This window comes from Neorhizobium sp. PAMB6716 (genome assembly GCF_058242805.1).
In genome coordinates, this window is record NZ_CM177835.1 from 118,617 (window position 1) to 134,520 (window position 15,904).

Sequence of the window (15,904 nt, forward strand, 5' to 3'; positions counted from 1 at the left end):
ATAATCAAGCATAGTTATCGTATTTCCGACTATATTCTACACTTTAAAGAGATTGCAATGCCGAAAGGTGTACAAGTGTCGGATTTATCGCCAAAAACACCTCCGAGCGTCCAATATAGACAATTCCCGTCTGGCGGAATGTGTCCATGAGCTGGGTCAACTCCTGTTGTGCGGGCACATCAAGAAGCTCCAGTGCGTCATCCAGTACGATCCATTTCGGCTCCATCAGGCGGGCGTTGGCCAGTCTCAGCCGCGCCTGGTCTTCTTCGTCCAGCACGCGCTCCCAGCGATCCCGCACGTCAAGCCTGTCGGCCAGCCGCTCCAGGCCGACCTCCGAAAGAGCCGCCACCATTTGTTCATCGGAATAGTCGGTGGCTTTTTTCGGATAGGTCATGGCTTCGCGCAACGTGGCGTCGGGAAAATAGGCTTTCTGCGACAGGAACAGGATGTCGTCGAGCGGCGGCATGCGGATTTCGCCTTCCCCCCATTGCCAAAGGCCGGCCATCGCGAGGAAGAGAAGATGGCGGTTGGCCTTCGGATCACCGTTGATCATCACCCGCGAGCCGGGTTCTATAACGGTTTCACCGGCAAGCTGCAGTCCACGTTCGGTTGTGGATGCGGCCGGTCCGGCCTGCAGTATCACGTCTTTCAGAATGATCTGGCCAGTAGAGGAGGGCTGTATGATCGGCTTTTTCTGGCTTTCTGCCTTGTCTACTTCGATCAGCGCCCGGCGAAACACCGAGACGCGGTAAAGCGCTGCCTTCCAATCGGCGATGGGCCTGAAATTGTCGACATACCAGCGCAGGGCCGTGTTGACCTGGTTGAAGGCGCCGACTGCCATCATCAGCCCGCCGAAGGAAATACTGCCGTTGAAATAGACCGGTGCTGCAATGAGGATCGGTGCGATTGTCGTCAACCAGCCGAAACCGGAGGAGACCCAGGTCAGGTTGGTATAGGCAAGCGCAAGCTTGCGGATGACCGCCAGAACCGCCCCGATCGACAGCTGGATGCGCTGGCGCTCGCTGTCTTCGCCATTGGTCAGCGTGATGGCCATGAGGTTTTCATTGGTGTGCATCAGCGTGAAGCGCATTTCCGCTTCCTTGGAATAACGCTCCGTATTGAGGCGGGGCAGGTGGCGCCCCACCACATTGCTGATCAGCGAGGCGGTTGCCGCATAAAGCAGGGCTGCCCACACCATGTAGCCGGGAATGGCGATCTGGCGCCCGTCGATGGTGAAACTGAAATCGGCGGAAATCACCCAGAGCACGCCAATGAAGCTGACGAGAAGGATGGTCGAATTGACAAGGCCGATGCCAAGCGAAGTCGTCAATTCCGCAAGGTTTCGCGCGTCCTCATGCAGGCGCTGGTCCGGGTTGATGCCGATCTTGCCGTAGCTGGCAAGCTTCAGCGCCCGCCGCGGCTTCATCCACTGATCGACGAGATCGCGCGAAAGACCCTCGCGCATGTAAAGCGCGGTCATCTGGTTCAGGAATGCCTGCACGACATTGAGCACCAGAAGCGATCCGGCAATGATGAAAAACACTTTCAGTTGCTCGAAGAAAGCAGGCAGGTCGCGTTGCTCAAGCGCGTTGTAAAAAGGCGTGTTCCAGTGGTTCAGCCGGTACTGCCCATAGACCGTGGTCAGGATGACGGCCAGAAGCCCGATGGTCAGCAGCAGAACCCTCACGCGCACGCCGGAGGTCCAGAAGGCACTCATCATCATGCGCAACTGCGCGTCGAAGCGAAAGCCGGCATTGCCGATCTCGAAGTCGGATGGGTCTTTACCGTTTTGATCCGTCTGTGCTGCCATGGTGCTTTCCGCATGTGATCTTGCACGATCGGCCGCCGTGCTCCGCGAGGTCGGCATCGGACGGGCCTTGGAACAGAGCTATACTGTAAATCGCGCCGCTTACTATCTGCCCCGGGAACCCGGGCGGATAATTTCCGCAGCCACTGCCCAGCATCTCGCCCGCCAGCACCCTGCGCCTCCTCCGTTGCCCGAGCCTGATGCCGCAGGAATTGGCGCACCTGAGACGCCCGCGCGCCGGCCGCTCCTCAAAATTATTACAAACTTAAAATTTCTGTCTTGCCACGGGCGACCTCCGGTGCAATTCTTTCCCTCACAAGAGGCGGAAACAGCCTCAAAAGGACGACCATGCCGGAGAGGAAACCGACATCGGACGTTAGAAGACGAAGGGAACAAGAGCCATGCTGGGACCCACTGGCCATGTGGATACGTTTGCCCGCGACAATCTTCCGCCGCTGGATCAGTGGCCGGAATTGCTGCTCGAGGGCTTCGATTACCCGGAATACCTGAACGCTGCGGTGGAACTGACCGACCGCATGGTGGAAAAAGGTTTTGGCGATCACACCGCCCTCATCGGCAACGGTCGCCGGCGCACCTACAAGGAACTGTCGGACTGGACGAACCGCATCGCGCGGGCGCTGACAGAAGATTATGGCCTGAAGCCCGGCAACCGCGTGCTGATCCGTTCCGCCAACAATCCGGCCATGGTCGCCTGCTGGCTTGCCGCCACCAAGGCCGGCGCCGTTGTCATCAACACCATGCCGATGCTGCGGGCAGGCGAGCTGGCAAAAACCATCGACAAGGCGGAAATCTCCATGGCGCTGTGTGATACGCGCCTGATGGATGAACTGGTGGCGGTTGCCAAGGAGAGCCGGTTCCTCACCCAGGTGATCGGTTTTGATGGCACCGCCAACCACGATGCCGAACTGGATCGAGCAGCCCTCAACAAGCCGGTGCGTTATGAGGCGGTGAAGACCGGGCGCGACGACGTGGCGCTTTTAGGCTTCACCTCCGGCTCGACGGGCATTGCCAAGGCGACGATGCATTTCCACCGCGACCTGCTGATCATCGCCGATGCCTATGCCAAGGAAGTGCTTTCTGTCACGCCGGACGATGTCTTTGTCGGTTCGCCGCCGCTTGCCTTCACCTTCGGGCTGGGCGGGCTTGCCATCTTTCCGCTGCGCTTCGGTGCCGCGGCAACGCTTTTGGAGCACGCCACGCCGCCAAAAATGATGGAGATCATCGAGACCTATCGCGCCACCATCTGCTTTACCGCACCGACCGCCTACCGCGCCATGCTGGCTGCGATGGGTGAGGGCGTTGTGGACCTGTCTTCCCTGCGCATCGCAGTCTCCGCCGGTGAAACGCTGCCGGGGCCGGTGTTTGACGAGTGGACGCAAAAGACCGGTATCCCCGTTCTCGATGGCATCGGCGCCACCGAAATGCTGCACATCTTCATCTCCAACCGCCTGGGCGACGCAAAACCCACCTGCACCGGCAAACCGCTCACCGGCTACCGGGCGAAAGTTGTCGATGAGCAAATGAACGAGGTGGCGCGCGGCACCATCGGCCGCCTTGCCGTGCAGGGTCCCATCGGCTGCCGTTACATGGCCGACGACCGCCAGAAGGAATATGTGCGCGACGGCTGGAACCTGACGGGCGACAGCTTTTTCGAGGATGAGGACGGTTATTTCCATTTCGCCGCCCGCTCCGACGACATGATCGTGTCCGCCGGCTACAACATTGCCGGCCCTGAAGTGGAAGCAGCACTTCTGAAGCATGAGGCGGTGCTGGAATGCGCCGTGATCGGCGTGGCCGACGAGGCGCGCGGCCATATCGTCGAGGCCCATGTGGTGCTCACCGATCACGAACAGGCCTGCGATGCGCTGGCCAAGCTTTTGCAGGAGCATGTGAAGGCAATCATCGCGCCCTACAAATATCCGCGCTCCATCGTCTTCACGCAGGCACTGCCGAAAACCGAATCCGGCAAGATCCAGCGTTTCCGGTTGAAATCCGGGCATGCCGCGTGATGGTGCGCAGGGTTTTGCCACTGCATCCTGTGGATGTTTTCTTTCGACTGTGAAAGTTTGCGCTGGGGGCGTTATGGTCCCTCTCGGAATACGGTGATCACACGGGAAACCCGGGGCGCCGAAGACAAGAATAAGTGGGACATCAGACACAAACGGGAGTGCATGACATGAAGACTTTCCTCAAGGCCGCCACCCTTGCGCTTTCGCTCGGCGCCTCCACTCTTGCCATGGCCGAACCGGTGAAGATCGGCCTCATCACCACGCTGTCTGGCGGTGGTGCGGGCCTTGGCGTCGATACGCGCGATGGTTTCATGCTGGCCATCAAGCAGTCCGGCAACAAGGACGTGACTGTCATCACCGAAGACGACGCGCAGAAGCCGGAACTGGCTGTGCAGATCGCCGACAAGATGATCCAGAGCGATGAGGTGGATATCCTGACCGGCATCGTCTGGTCGAACCTTCTGATGGCGGTCGTGCCGGGTGCGGTTGCCCAGGGCAAGATCTACGTCTCCACCAATGCCGCCCCGGCAGCGCTTGCCGGCGAAAAATGCGATCCGCTCTATTTCAACGCGGCCTACCAGAACGACAATCTTCATGAAGCCATGGGCGAATATGCCAACAAGGGCTACAAGAAGATGTTCATCATGGCGCCCAACTATCCCGCCGGCAAGGATTCGCTGACCGGCTTCAAGCGCTACTTCAAGGGTGCGGTGGCAAACGAGGTCTATACCCAGGTCGGCCAGACGGATTATGCCGCTGAAATCGCCCAGATCCGTGCGTCTGGCGCCGATGGCGTGTTCGCCTTCCTGCCGGGCGGCATGGGCATCGCCTTCATGAAGCAATACGCGCAGTCCGGCGTCAAAATCCCGGTCATGGGCCCCGGCTTCTCGTTCAGCCAGGACGTGCTGCCGGCCATCGGCGATGCAGCTCTCGGCGCAAAGGCGTCTGGCCAGTGGGCGAAGGATCTGGACAACGCGGCCAACAAGAAGTTCGTGCCGGCCTTTGAAAAGGAATATGGCCGCCTGCCGTCAATCTATGCCGTGCAGGCCTATGATGCGGCTCAGCTGATCCTGTCTGCCGCCTCCAAGGCGAGCGTCAAGGATACGGCCGCCTTCACAGCCGAACTGAAAAAGGCCGACATCCAGTCGCCGCGCGGCAAGTTCAAGTTCAACACCAACCGTCACCCGATCCAGGATATCTACGTGACGGAAGTGGTGAAGGACGGCGGCGTTCTCACCAACAAGATCATCGAAAAGATCTTTACCGATCACGGCGATGCCTATGCGCAGGCCTGCAAGAAGTAAGGACGCTTCGTGACCTTTGCGCTTGCCATCGAGCAGCTGCTGAACGGGGTTCAGCTCGGCGTCATGCTCTTTCTCATGGCCGCCGGGCTGACGCTGATCTTTGGCGTCATGGGCCTGATCAATCTGGCCCATGGTTCGCTCTACATGGTGGGCGCCTTTGCCTGCGCAAGCGTGGCGGCTCTGACCGGCTCATTCTGGCTCGGCCTCGTCGCAAGTCTTGCGGCGTCGGCCGCTGCCGGCGCCCTCATCGAGGTCACCGTGATCCGTCGTCTCTATGACCGCGATCATCTCGATCAGGTGCTGGCGACGTTTGCGCTGATCCTCATTTTTTCGGAGGGCACGCGCTGGCTATTCGGCTCGTTCCCGCTTTATCTCGATATTCCGCCGCTGCTCGAAGGGGCGGTCGCTCTGCCCGGTGGCGCGCAATATCCGCTGTACCGTCTGGCGATCATTCTCGCCGGCGGTCTCGTCGCCTTCGGGCTTTATGGCCTCATCTCGAAGACGCGGCTTGGCATGCGCATCCGCGCCGGTGAAAGCGACCGCGAGATGATTGCCGCCCTCGGCGTCGATATCCGCACACTCTACACGCTGGTCTTTGCGCTGGGCGCTGCCCTTGCGGGCCTTGCCGGCGGCATGGTCGGCGCGCTGCAATCGGTGCAGGTCGGCATGGGCGAGCCGGTGCTGATCCTTGCCTTTGTCGTCATCGTCATCGGTGGCATCGGCTCGATCAAGGGCGCGCTCATCGGCGCGCTTCTGGTCGGCGTCGTCGATACGATGGGGAGGCTGCTGCTGCCGCAGGTGCTGGCGCTGCTGGTTCCACCCGCGCAGGCGGGGCTCATTGGCGGGGCGCTTGCCTCCATGCTCATCTATATCTTGATGGCGGTCATCCTTGCGGTCAAACCGCGCGGCCTGTTTCCGGCGCAGGCATGAGGGCTTTTCTGATGACCCGCGAAAACATCCTCAATCTCGTGCTGGCTTTGGCGCTTCTCGCGGTGCCGTTCATCGCGCAGGCCGCCGGCCAGCCTTTCACCATCACGCTTGCCACCCGCATCGCTATTCTGGCGCTTGCAGCAACCGGGCTCAACATCGCGCTTGGCCTTGGCGGTCTCGTCTCGTTCGGCCATGCGGCGTTTTTCGGCGTCGGCGGTTATGTGGCGGGCATCCTGTCGTCGCACGCCTTTTCGGGCGATCCGATGCTGTTCGGTCTGTCCGGCTCCAAACAGATGCTCGTCGTCTGGCTGGTCGCCATGATGACGGCCGGGGTGCTGGGCCTTGCCATCGGCGCCATCAGCCTGCGCACGTCAGGCGTCTACTTCATCATGATCACGCTCGCCTTTGCGCAGATGGTCTATTATTTCGCCATCTCCTGGCCCGCCTATGGCGGTGAGGACGGGTTGTCGATCGTCGTCAGAAACCAGTTTCCCGGCGTCAACACCATGCGGCCGATGAACTTTTTCCTGATCTGCTACGGCGTGCTTCTGGTCGGCATCCTCCTCTCGGCGCTGATCCGCTCCTCGCGCTTCGGGGCGGCGCTTCAGGCGGTGCGCCAGAACGATGTGCGGGTGGCATCCATCGGTATTTCGCCGATGCCGATCCGGCTCACGGCCTTCGTCCTCTCCGCCATGCTGACGGCGGTGGCCGGCGCGCTTTATGCCGATCTCAACCGGTTCGTCAGCCCGTCGATGCTTTCCTGGCACATGTCGGGCGAACTCATCGTGCTGATCATTCTCGGCGGCACCGGTCGGTTGATGGGGCCGGTCGCCGGCGCTGCCCTCTACGTCATCTTCGAATATCTGCTGGGCGGGCTGACCGAACGCTGGCAGTTCTTCCTCGGCCTCATCCTGCTCGCCACCGTGCTTTTTGCGCGCGGCGGTCTGATCGGGCTTCTTGCCGGAAAGGTGCGTCATGGCTGATCCGGTTCTCTCCATCCAAGATCTGCACAAGAGCTTTGGCGCGCTGAAGGCAACCGATGGCGTGACCATCGATCTTCACGCGGGCGAAATCCACGCGCTGATCGGGCCGAACGGCGCTGGTAAATCCACGCTGATCCACCAGATCTGCGGCACGCTGCGGCCGGATTCCGGCACGATCACGCTAGCCGGCCGCGACATCAGCCAGCTTGCCGTGGCAGAACGCGCGCGGCTGGGGCTCGGCCGCACATTCCAGATTTCCTCGCTCATCGGCGAGTTTTCCGCCCTGCGAAACGTCATGCTGGCGGTGCAGGCCGGCCAAGGGTCCAGCTTCCGTTTTTTCAAGCCTGTCCTGCGCGACGGCTCGCTCACGGATGCGGCGATGGCAAGGCTGGAACGGGTGGGTCTTGCGGCGCGTGCGCATGTGCCGGCCTCCGAACTCTCCCACGGCGAAAAACGCCAGCTGGAGATCGCCATTGCGCTGGCGCTCGATGTCAAAGCCTTCCTGCTCGACGAGCCGATGGCCGGCATGGGGCCGGAAGGCTCCAAAGTGCTGACCGGCTTTCTCGACACGCTACGCCAGGAAGCGCCGATCCTTCTTGTGGAGCATGACATGGATGCCGTCTTTGCGCTCGCCGACCGCGTTTCGGTTCTGGTCTATGGCCGGGTGATCGCGACAGGCACGGTGGACGAGATCCGCAACGACCCGGCCGTGCGGCAGGCCTATCTTGGAGATCACGCCTGATGCTGCTCGATATCCAGGATATTGCCACTTTCTATGGCGCCAGTCAGGCGCTGTTCGGCGTCGAATTCCAGATGGCTGAGGGCGAGGTTGTGGCGCTGATGGGGCGCAATGGCATGGGAAAATCGACCACGATCAAGTCGATCTGCAACCTCATGCCGCCGAAGTCAGGCCATGTGCTGTTTGATGGCGCCTCGACGAAGCGTTTGGCCCCGCACAAGGTCGCCCGCCTCGGCATCGGCCTTGTGCCGGAGGGGCGGCGGTGTTTTCCAAACCTCACGGTGCATGAAAATCTGGTCGCCGCCGCACGCCCCGGCCGCTGGACGCTTCAACGTGTTAACGCGCTTTTCCCCCGTCTTGAAGAACGCCACGGACAGATGGCGCGCTCGCTGTCGGGTGGAGAGCAGCAGATGCTGGCGGTCGGCAGGGCGCTGATGACCAATCCGCGCCTTCTTATCCTCGACGAGGCAACCGAAGGTCTGGCGCCTGTCATCCGCCAGGATATCTGGCGCGCCATCCGCACGCTGAAGGACGACGGCCTTTCGATCCTCGTGGTCGACAAGACCCTTTCGGAACTGCTGCCGGTGGCGGATCGCTGCGTGGTTCTGGAAAACGGAAAAACCGTCTGGACCGGCCGGCCGGATGGTCTGACGCCGGATCTGCAGGACCGTTATCTCGGCATCTGAGGAAACAGGCTCTCGCGCGGTGGGCGCGAGAACCGGTTGATCAACAGGGAGCGCGTCAGGCGCCGAGCCGTCCGTCTGCTCTTTTCTGCGCGTCCGGCAGGGCGGCGAGGCGGCTGGCAAGGTTTGCCATGCGCTTCACGGCCTCTTCCAGCACCTCATCCGGCACCGTCAGCGAAATCCGGATAAAACCGGCCGCCTGATGGCCGAAAGAGGAGCCGGGCATGACAGCGACCTTTTCGCTCTGCAGCAGTTCCAGCGCGTAATCGGCGCCGGCCAAGCCGGTTGCCGTCACATCCACCACCACGAACATGCCGCCTTCCGGCATCATCGGCTTCAACAGATTGCTGCCGGAAAGCGTATCGCGCACGATCTTGGCGCGGCGCTCGTAATTCGTCCGCATGATACCCGCGGTCTCGAAGGGTTTGGAGAGCGCCAGCGCCGTCATGTCGGAAATGAACGGCTGCACGCCAAACAGCATGGTTTCGGAAACCGGCAGCAACCTTTCGCAAAATTCTTCCGGGCCTGCCGCCCAGCCGCTGCGAAAGCCCGGCGCTGCATGCGACTTGGAGATCGAGGAAACGACGATGGTGCGCTCGGCAAGATCGGCCATATCGAAGGGCGAGGCAAAATCTTCACCGAAGATCAGCTGTTCATAAACCTCGTCGCAGACGATCCAGAGATCGTGCTTGCGGCAGATCTTTCCGATGGCGGCAATTTCCGCCTCCGTCAGTACGGCACCCGTCGGGTTGTGCGGCGTGTTCAAAAGCAGCACGCGCGCTTCCGGCGTGATCGCCCGCTCCAGATCCTCTGCCTGCATGTGAAAACGGTTTTCCGGGCGAAGCGGGACCGGAATAAAGTGTGCGCCGGTGGAGGCAATGACGCCCTCGTAGGTCGCGTAAAGCGGATCGCCAACCAGCACGCCGTCACCGGCTTCCACCAACCCTGTCATCACGGCATAAAGCGCGGTCTGCGTGCCGGGAAAACAGAGGAAATTCTTTTCCGTCACGCCCGGGCGGCGCTTTTCATATTTTTCCACCAGCGCCTTCAGGACCGGCGGCTCGCCGCGACCATTGGAATAACGGGTGCGGCCGGCATGCATGGCGCGGGCGCATTCGGCCAGAAGCTCCGGGTCCGGCGGCAGGTCCGGCTCGCCGATGGTAAGCTCGATGATCGGTTCGCCGGCAGCCTTCATGCGGCGGGCCTGCAAATGAAGGGCCCAGCGGCCGGAACCGAGATCGGCAAGGCGGTCGGTGATGGAAGCGTAACGCACGGAAAAATCTCCAGTTCAGGTACGGATGGGAGCGACGAGATCGCCGGGGTTCAGGCCCAGCAGCCGCTCGACCGAGAGGATGGCGGTATCGGCGAGTTCATGATCGTGAAACATGTCGGAAACCAGCGTTCCCTCCAGCCACAACCCGTCGATCAGGCCGTTCAATGCAATGGCGTGGTGCCGGCAGGTATCGGCAGCCAGCGGCTTTCCCTGTTCTTCGAAAAAGGCCTGCAGCAGATCTTGCAGCACCGACAGGAAGGCGACGTAATTTTCGCGGTGAATGGCGGCAAAGGCCGGCTCGACGCGAATATGGCCGATGAAGGCTGCCCAGAGCGACAGCATACGCGGATCGGTGACCGGTGGCGTGAGGTTGCCGGCGATAAAGAGGATCAGGCGTTCGCGCGCCGTGCCCTCGCTGTCGGCAGCCGCAAAGGCCGGCGCGCTCATCATGCGCATCACCTCGCGATAGGCTTCCTGCATCATCAGGTCCTTGCTCGCGAAATAATGCCGGATGAGCCCGCCGGTCACACCGGCGCGGGTGGCAATCTGGCGCACGGTGGCGCCCTGGATGCCAAGCTCGGCAATACAATCGAGCGTCGCGGTGATCAGATCCTCGCGTCGCTCGGCCTCGGGGGCCCTATGGAAGGTCCGCCTGTTCACGCAGCCTGCCGAAGGATCGGGCGGGTGAGGCATGTCGGGCCACCCTCGCAGGCGATGCAGAGCGCATCGGCCGCAAACGTGGTGACAGTGCAGCCATGCGCTTCCATGGCAGCCTTGGTGGCGGGAAAACCTTCCACCATGATCACCTGGCCGGGGCTTGTCGGCAACACGTTGAGATTGAGGCCGTTGCTTGCGGCAAAATCGGCTTCCGGCGCATGGATGAGCGTAAAGCCACGCTCCTTCAGCATCAGATAGAAGGCAGCCGGCATCAGCGGGGCATGCACGAGCGCCATGGTTTCAGTGAGCGGGCTGATGACTGACATCAGGTGCAGGCAGGCTTCCTCGCCCTGCCAGAGCGGCAGATCGTACCCGAGAACGGTGACGCCGATCGTGCCGAGAATGGCCGACAACTGCTCGATGCCGGACTGGTTGCTGCGCACGCCGCGACCGACGGCCAGCGTCTTGTCATCCACCCACACGCAATCGCCGCCTTCCACCGTGCCCGGCGCCTCGATGGTGCCGAGGATCGGAATGCCGGCGTCGCGATAGGCTTTTGCATGCAGCGCCGGTTCGTCGGCGCGCAAGGGCTTGCCCATGCGCAGGATCACGGCGCCCTTGTCGGTCATAAGTGAGGGATCATGCGTGAACATGGAATCGGCAAGCCCATCGCCCTCATCTTCCAGCCAGAGGATTTCGGCGCCGGAGGCAGCAACCAGAGCGGCGAACTCACCATGCTGGGCAATCGCCTTTTCCGCATCGAAAGTCGGGCCGTAATGCCATTGTGCGGCATCTGCGGCGCGAAGGCTTGCGCCGGGGCGGCGCATCAGCACGCGCGACAGCCGTGTTGCCATGGCCTGGCAGCCGTATCCATTCATGGGAAACCTCTATGGTGTTGGTGATCAAAACAGGGGGTTGCCCTTATTATACGCTTGAGTAATTTTTAGACAAGTGCAAAACTCCGGATCGAAACAACGGCGCCAGCACCGTCACACAATAAAAACTGCTGGGGGAATAGTCGGTAGAGAGATCGGGCGATGAACGTCCGGCAGTGAAGGTAACATGGCGGAAACGGCGCAAGCCATTGAAGTACGGGATCTTTTCAAGCGTTTTGGCCCGCTTGAGGTTCTGAAGGGTGTATCTCTGAGTGCAAAGCAGGGGGATGTGATCGCCTTGATTGGCGGCAGCGGATCGGGGAAATCCACATTCCTGCGTTGCATCAACCTGTTGGAGCTGCCCACGGCAGGCCAGGTGTCCATCCACGGCGAAACCATCGAGATGAAGAAGGATGGTCGTGGCGGATTGATGCCCGCCAATCGCCGCCAGGTGCAGCGCATCCGCACGAAACTCGGCATGGTGTTCCAGAGCTTCAACCTCTGGCAGCACATGACGGTTCTACAGAATGTCATCGAAGTGCCCGTGCATGTGCTCGGCCAGTCACGCGACGAGGCGATTGCTGCGGCCGAGACGCTTCTGCGGCGCGTCGGCCTGTACGAGAAGCGCGATGCCTATCCGGCGTTCCTTTCCGGTGGCCAGCAGCAGCGCGCCGCCATTGCCCGCGCGCTCGCCATCCAGCCGCTCGTTATGCTGTTTGATGAACCGACCTCGGCGCTCGATCCGGAACTGGTCGGCGAGGTCCTCACCGTCATCGGCGATCTCGCGCGCGAAAAGCGCACAATGATCCTCGTCACTCACGAAATGGCCTTTGCCCGCCAGGTGGCCAACCACGTGGTGTTCCTGCATGGCGGCCATATCGAGGAGCAGGGATCGCCGGAGGCCATTTTTGAAAATCCGCAGTCGGAACGACTGAAGAAGTTCATCAGCTCCATCCACTAGAATAACCAAAAACAGACAGACATTACCGAAAGGGGAAAATCATGAAGAACCTTCTCAAGTCCGCCGCAGTGGCGCTGGCCGTCAGCGTTGCCGCATTCGGCTCGGCTTCTGCCCAGGAACTCAAGATCGGCGTTGCCGCGGAACCCTATCCGCCCTTTTCCTCGCCGGACGCGAGCGGCAAGTGGGTCGGTTGGGAAATCGACTTCATCGAGGCGCTGTGCGCCGAAGCTAAGGAAAAATGCGTCGTCACCCCGGTTGCCTGGGATGGCATCATTCCGGCGCTGACCTCCAAGAAGATCGACGCCATCATCGGCTCCATGTCGATCACCGCGGAACGCGAAAAGACGATTGCCTTCTCGGACAAGTATTACAACACACCGGCCACCGTCATCGGCCCGAAGAGCGAAAAGTTCGACGCCACGCCGGAAGGCCTGAAGGGCAAGATCCTTGGCGTTCAGGTGTCCACCGTCTCGGCTGATTATGCCAAGAAGTATTTTGCCCCGGTCGTTTCCGAGATCAAGGAATACCAGACGCAGGACGAGGCAAACCAGGATCTGGCTGCCGGCCGCATCGATGCCACCCAGGCTGACCTGATCACGCTGCAGGCGTTTCTTGACAGCGAACAGGGCAAGGCCTGCTGCGAATCGAAGGGCAACGTGAAGGACGATCCGGAAATTCTCGGCACCGGCATCGGCATCGGCCTTCGCAAGGAAGACACGGCGCTGAAGGACAAGTTCAACGCCGCCATCAAGGCGATCCGTTCGAACGGCACCTACGACACCATTTCCAAGAAGTATTTCGCCTTCGACATCTACGGCAAGTAAGCCGCCAGAGACCTGACCGCCCGGCCTGTCGCCTTCCGGCGTCGGGCCGGGCGTGCCTGTCCGGCCTTGAAAGCGCCTCTTCATGGACGCCACTCTCAAACTTCTTTCGCTCTGGTCTCCGGGCTGGGGCGGCGTACTCCTGACCGGTCTTCTCCATTCGCTGCAGGTGGCGTTCGGCGGTTATCTGCTCGGCCTCGTCATCGGCACCGGTGGTGCTGCCGGCAAGCTGTGGGGCGGACCGATCCTGCGCGATCTTCTGGAGGTTTATACCACCGTCGTGCGCGGCGTGCCGGAACTCGTTCTGATTCTCATCCTCTATTATGCCGGCACCGATGCGGTGAACCAGCTGACGGCGCTTGTGGGCTTGCCGTCCATCGATATCAGCGGGCTTGCCGCCGGTATTTTTGTCATTGGCGTGGTGCAGGGGGCCTATTCGACCGAGGTGCTGCGTGGCGCGATCCTATCGGTGCCGGCCGGCCAGCTTGAGGCGGCGCGTGCCTATGGCATGTCGCCGCTGCTGTCGCTCAGGCGCATCACGCTGCCGGCCATGCTGCCTTATGCGCTGCCGGGTCTCTCCAACCTCTGGATGATTGCCACCAAGGATACAGCCCTGCTGGCCGTTGTCGGTTTTGCCGAACTGACGCTGGTCACGCGTCAGGCGGCCGGCACCACCAAGGCCTATCTGACCTTCTTTCTCGCCGCCGGCGCGCTTTATCTTGCCGTGACACTCATCTCCAACCTGCTGATCGGCCTTCTCGAAAAACGCGCCCGCCGCGGCCTTGTCCGTCAGGGAGGCGCCTGATGAGCGAGATCCAGAGCCCTGCCACCTATGTGGCACCCAAAGCGCGCAGCCTGTTTGAGCCGCATCGCCTGTTCCTGATGGCGGTGGCCGTCGTGCTGGTGTTCTGCGTGGCCTGGTTCATGCGCTGGGACTGGCTGCCGCGTTATCAGGAACGGCTGATCTACGGCATCGGCCAGACCCTGCTGATGCTGTTTTCCACTGCCATCGTCGGCTTCCTGTTTGCCGTGCCGCTCGGCCTCGTGCAGGTCACGGGACCAAAGCCGCTGGCCTGGGCGGCGCGTGGCTTCTGCACCCTGATCCGCGGCACGCCGCTTCTGCTGCAGCTCTGGCTGCTTTATTACGGGCTCGGTTCGCTGTTCGCGCAATATCCGGAAATCCGCTCGTCCTTCCTCTGGCCTTATCTGCGCCAGGCCTGGCCTTATGGTTTTGCCGCGCTGATGATTTCCTTTGCCGCCTATGAGGGCGAGGTGATGCGCGGGGCCTTTGCCGGTGTGCCCCGTGGCGAACTGGAGGCGGCCCGCGCCTATGGCATGGGGCGCTTTACGCTGTTTCGCCGCATCTGGCTGCCTCGCGCTATCCACCGCGCGCTGCCGACGCTGACCGGAGAGACGGTGCTGCAGCTGAAATCGACGCCTCTCGTGGCAACCGTGACCGTGGTCGATGTCTACGCCATCATCTCGCGCGTGCGCCAGGAAACGTTTCTGACCTATGAGCCGCTGCTGCTGCTGGCGCTGATCTATCTCTGCCTCACCGGCATGCTGGTTTATGCCTTCAAGCTTCTGGAAAACCGCATTCCGACGCGCGGCGTCTGAACCCACGCCCGGTCTCAGGCCGGGCGGGTGGCATTCCGGCGGTGAAGCCGCAGCATGGCCCAGGCTCCGAGAAACGGGCCGGGGCTCAGAAACAAAAATGTCCAGCGCCAGCTGCCGAGCCACGCGGCAAGCTGCGGCATCAGCCAGATGCTCATGCCCGTCAGCGCAAATCCCATGCCCATTTGCAGCGAAAGTGCGGTGCCGACGAGATGCCGATCGGTCAGTTCCGTGGCGGCTGCGGAAAACTGCGCGGAATCGCCGATGACGGAGATGCCCCAGATGATCACCACCAGCATCAGCGCCCAAGTCGGCCCGTCGAAGAGGAAGCCGATGGCAAGGGCTGCCGTGCCTGACACCAGCATCATGCCGGCCGTCGTCACCGCCCGGCCAAACCGGTCTGCCAGCACGCCACCGGCGATACAGCCGATGATGCCGGCGGCAAGCGCTGCAAAGGTTGCAAGCGACCCGGCGCCTGCCGCAAAACCCGCAGGCGCCGCGCTCAGGTAGGCAAGCAACCAAGCCCACATGGCATAAAGCTCCCACATGTGGCCGAAATAACCGGCATTCACCAGCATCAGGTCACGGTTTTTGAACACGTGGCCGATCTGTCGCGGATCAAACACCGTGCGGGCAAAGGGATAAGGTCCCTCGCGAACAACAAGAAGAAACAGAGCGGCGCCGATGAGCCCGCAGAACGAGGCAAGCTCCACGACAATGCGCCAGTCGAGCGATGCCGTCAGCCCGCGAAACAGGTGCGGCAGGGAAGAGCCCGCCGTCAGCGCCCCGATGACGAAACCGAGCGCCAGCCCCCGGCTTTTCCGGAACCAGGTGGCCGCGAGCTTCATGGCGGGCGGATAAACGCCGGCGAGCGCAAAGCCCGTGGCAAAGCGGCAGAACACGGCCCCGGCAAGGCCGGGCTCCAGCAGCAGCGCTGCGTTGGCGAGCGCCGCCAGTGCTGCCGAGACGGCGGCAAGCCGGTTCATGGCAACGATATCCGGCAGGTTGATGAGGCTGGCGATCAGCGCGCCGGTGACGAAACCCAGCTGGACGCCATTGGTCAGCCATGCGGCAGCCCCGGACCCAAGCGACAGCGCCTGCGTCATCTCGGGCGCCACGGCCGTTGCCGAAAACCACGCCGACAGCGACAGCACCACGGCAAGGCAGAGCCAGCCGAGCATTATTTTTCCAGGCGCGCCGCTTTCGCTGTCCGGCACTTGTGCCATG

Annotated in this window: 15 protein-coding genes; 10 read left to right on the forward strand and 5 right to left on the reverse strand. The window is 61.8% G+C overall.

Translation table 11 applies throughout. The features are described 5' to 3' along the window. Window positions 1-43 precede the first annotated feature (43 nt). The gene (locus AC4CWH_RS00550) at window positions 44-1,810 is read right to left on the reverse strand and encodes an ABC transporter ATP-binding protein/permease (RefSeq protein ID WP_491319949.1); all 1,767 of its coding nucleotides are present in this window, start codon (window positions 1,808-1,810) and stop codon (window positions 44-46) included. Window positions 1,811-2,208: 398 nt separating this feature from the next. Here AC4CWH_RS00550 and AC4CWH_RS00555 point away from each other — a divergent pair, with 398 nt between their 5' ends. From AC4CWH_RS00555 to AC4CWH_RS00580, 6 genes are all read left to right on the forward strand, one after another. Then, complete coding sequence (locus AC4CWH_RS00555) at window positions 2,209-3,837, forward strand: AMP-binding protein (RefSeq protein ID WP_491319950.1); 1,629 nt, start codon at window positions 2,209-2,211, stop codon at window positions 3,835-3,837. Window positions 3,838-4,004: 167 nt separating this feature from the next. Continuing rightward, complete coding sequence (locus AC4CWH_RS00560; protein WP_491319951.1) at window positions 4,005-5,141, forward strand: ABC transporter substrate-binding protein; 1,137 nt, start codon at window positions 4,005-4,007, stop codon at window positions 5,139-5,141. A gap of 9 nt (window positions 5,142-5,150) precedes the next feature. Continuing rightward, entirely contained in the window at window positions 5,151-6,071 is a 921-nt protein-coding gene (locus AC4CWH_RS00565) for a branched-chain amino acid ABC transporter permease (RefSeq protein WP_491319952.1), read from the forward strand. An 11-nt stretch (window positions 6,072-6,082) separates the two neighbouring features. Then, entirely contained in the window at window positions 6,083-7,054 is a 972-nt protein-coding gene (locus tag AC4CWH_RS00570; RefSeq protein ID WP_491319953.1) for a branched-chain amino acid ABC transporter permease, read from the forward strand. Beyond that, window positions 7,047-7,796 (forward strand): ABC transporter ATP-binding protein, encoded by a 750-nt coding sequence (locus tag AC4CWH_RS00575; RefSeq protein ID WP_491319954.1) that lies wholly within the window; start codon window positions 7,047-7,049, stop codon window positions 7,794-7,796. Before AC4CWH_RS00570 ends, AC4CWH_RS00575 begins: the two co-directional genes overlap by 8 nt. After that, window positions 7,793-8,479, forward strand: coding sequence for an ABC transporter ATP-binding protein (locus AC4CWH_RS00580; RefSeq protein WP_491321317.1), 687 nt, complete (start codon window positions 7,793-7,795; stop codon window positions 8,477-8,479). Before AC4CWH_RS00575 ends, AC4CWH_RS00580 begins: the two co-directional genes overlap by 4 nt. 55 nt (window positions 8,480-8,534) lie before the next feature. On the opposite strand, the gene AC4CWH_RS00585 is transcribed toward AC4CWH_RS00580, so the two are convergent. From AC4CWH_RS00585 to AC4CWH_RS00595, 3 genes are read right to left on the reverse strand one after another with little or no spacing between them, the layout of a single operon-like run. Continuing rightward, the gene (locus AC4CWH_RS00585) at window positions 8,535-9,749 is read right to left on the reverse strand and encodes a pyridoxal phosphate-dependent aminotransferase (protein WP_491283685.1); all 1,215 of its coding nucleotides are present in this window, start codon (window positions 9,747-9,749) and stop codon (window positions 8,535-8,537) included. A 15-nt stretch (window positions 9,750-9,764) separates the two neighbouring features. Then, window positions 9,765-10,409 carry a TetR family transcriptional regulator C-terminal domain-containing protein gene (locus AC4CWH_RS00590; protein ID WP_491319955.1) on the reverse strand — a complete coding sequence of 215 codons (645 nt, stop codon included), beginning with the start codon at window positions 10,407-10,409 and terminating at the stop codon, window positions 9,765-9,767. Beyond that, window positions 10,406-11,284 (reverse strand): dimethylarginine dimethylaminohydrolase family protein, encoded by an 879-nt coding sequence (locus tag AC4CWH_RS00595; protein WP_491319956.1) that lies wholly within the window; start codon window positions 11,282-11,284, stop codon window positions 10,406-10,408. Before AC4CWH_RS00595 ends, AC4CWH_RS00590 begins: the two co-directional genes overlap by 4 nt. Before the next feature lie 184 nt (window positions 11,285-11,468). Here AC4CWH_RS00595 and AC4CWH_RS00600 point away from each other — a divergent pair, with 184 nt between their 5' ends. The 4 genes from AC4CWH_RS00600 (at window position 11,469) to AC4CWH_RS00615 (ending at window position 14,680) form a co-directional block, all read left to right on the forward strand. Then, the gene (locus AC4CWH_RS00600; protein ID WP_491319957.1) at window positions 11,469-12,242 is read left to right on the forward strand and encodes an ABC transporter ATP-binding protein; all 774 of its coding nucleotides are present in this window, start codon (window positions 11,469-11,471) and stop codon (window positions 12,240-12,242) included. Between the two features lie 41 nt (window positions 12,243-12,283). Beyond that, window positions 12,284-13,066 carry a transporter substrate-binding domain-containing protein gene (locus AC4CWH_RS00605; RefSeq protein ID WP_491283689.1) on the forward strand — a complete coding sequence of 261 codons (783 nt, stop codon included), beginning with the start codon at window positions 12,284-12,286 and terminating at the stop codon, window positions 13,064-13,066. An 82-nt stretch (window positions 13,067-13,148) separates the two neighbouring features. Continuing rightward, window positions 13,149-13,868 carry an ABC transporter permease gene (locus AC4CWH_RS00610; protein ID WP_491319958.1) on the forward strand — a complete coding sequence of 240 codons (720 nt, stop codon included), beginning with the start codon at window positions 13,149-13,151 and terminating at the stop codon, window positions 13,866-13,868. Beyond that, complete coding sequence (locus AC4CWH_RS00615) at window positions 13,868-14,680, forward strand: ABC transporter permease subunit (RefSeq protein WP_491319959.1); 813 nt, start codon at window positions 13,868-13,870, stop codon at window positions 14,678-14,680. Before AC4CWH_RS00610 ends, AC4CWH_RS00615 begins: the two co-directional genes overlap by 1 nt. A gap of 14 nt (window positions 14,681-14,694) precedes the next feature. Here AC4CWH_RS00615 and AC4CWH_RS00620 read toward each other — a convergent pair whose 3' ends face one another. Next, complete coding sequence (locus AC4CWH_RS00620; RefSeq protein WP_491319960.1) at window positions 14,695-15,903, reverse strand: MFS transporter; 1,209 nt, start codon at window positions 15,901-15,903, stop codon at window positions 14,695-14,697. Between the last annotated feature and the right edge of the window lies 1 nt (window position 15,904).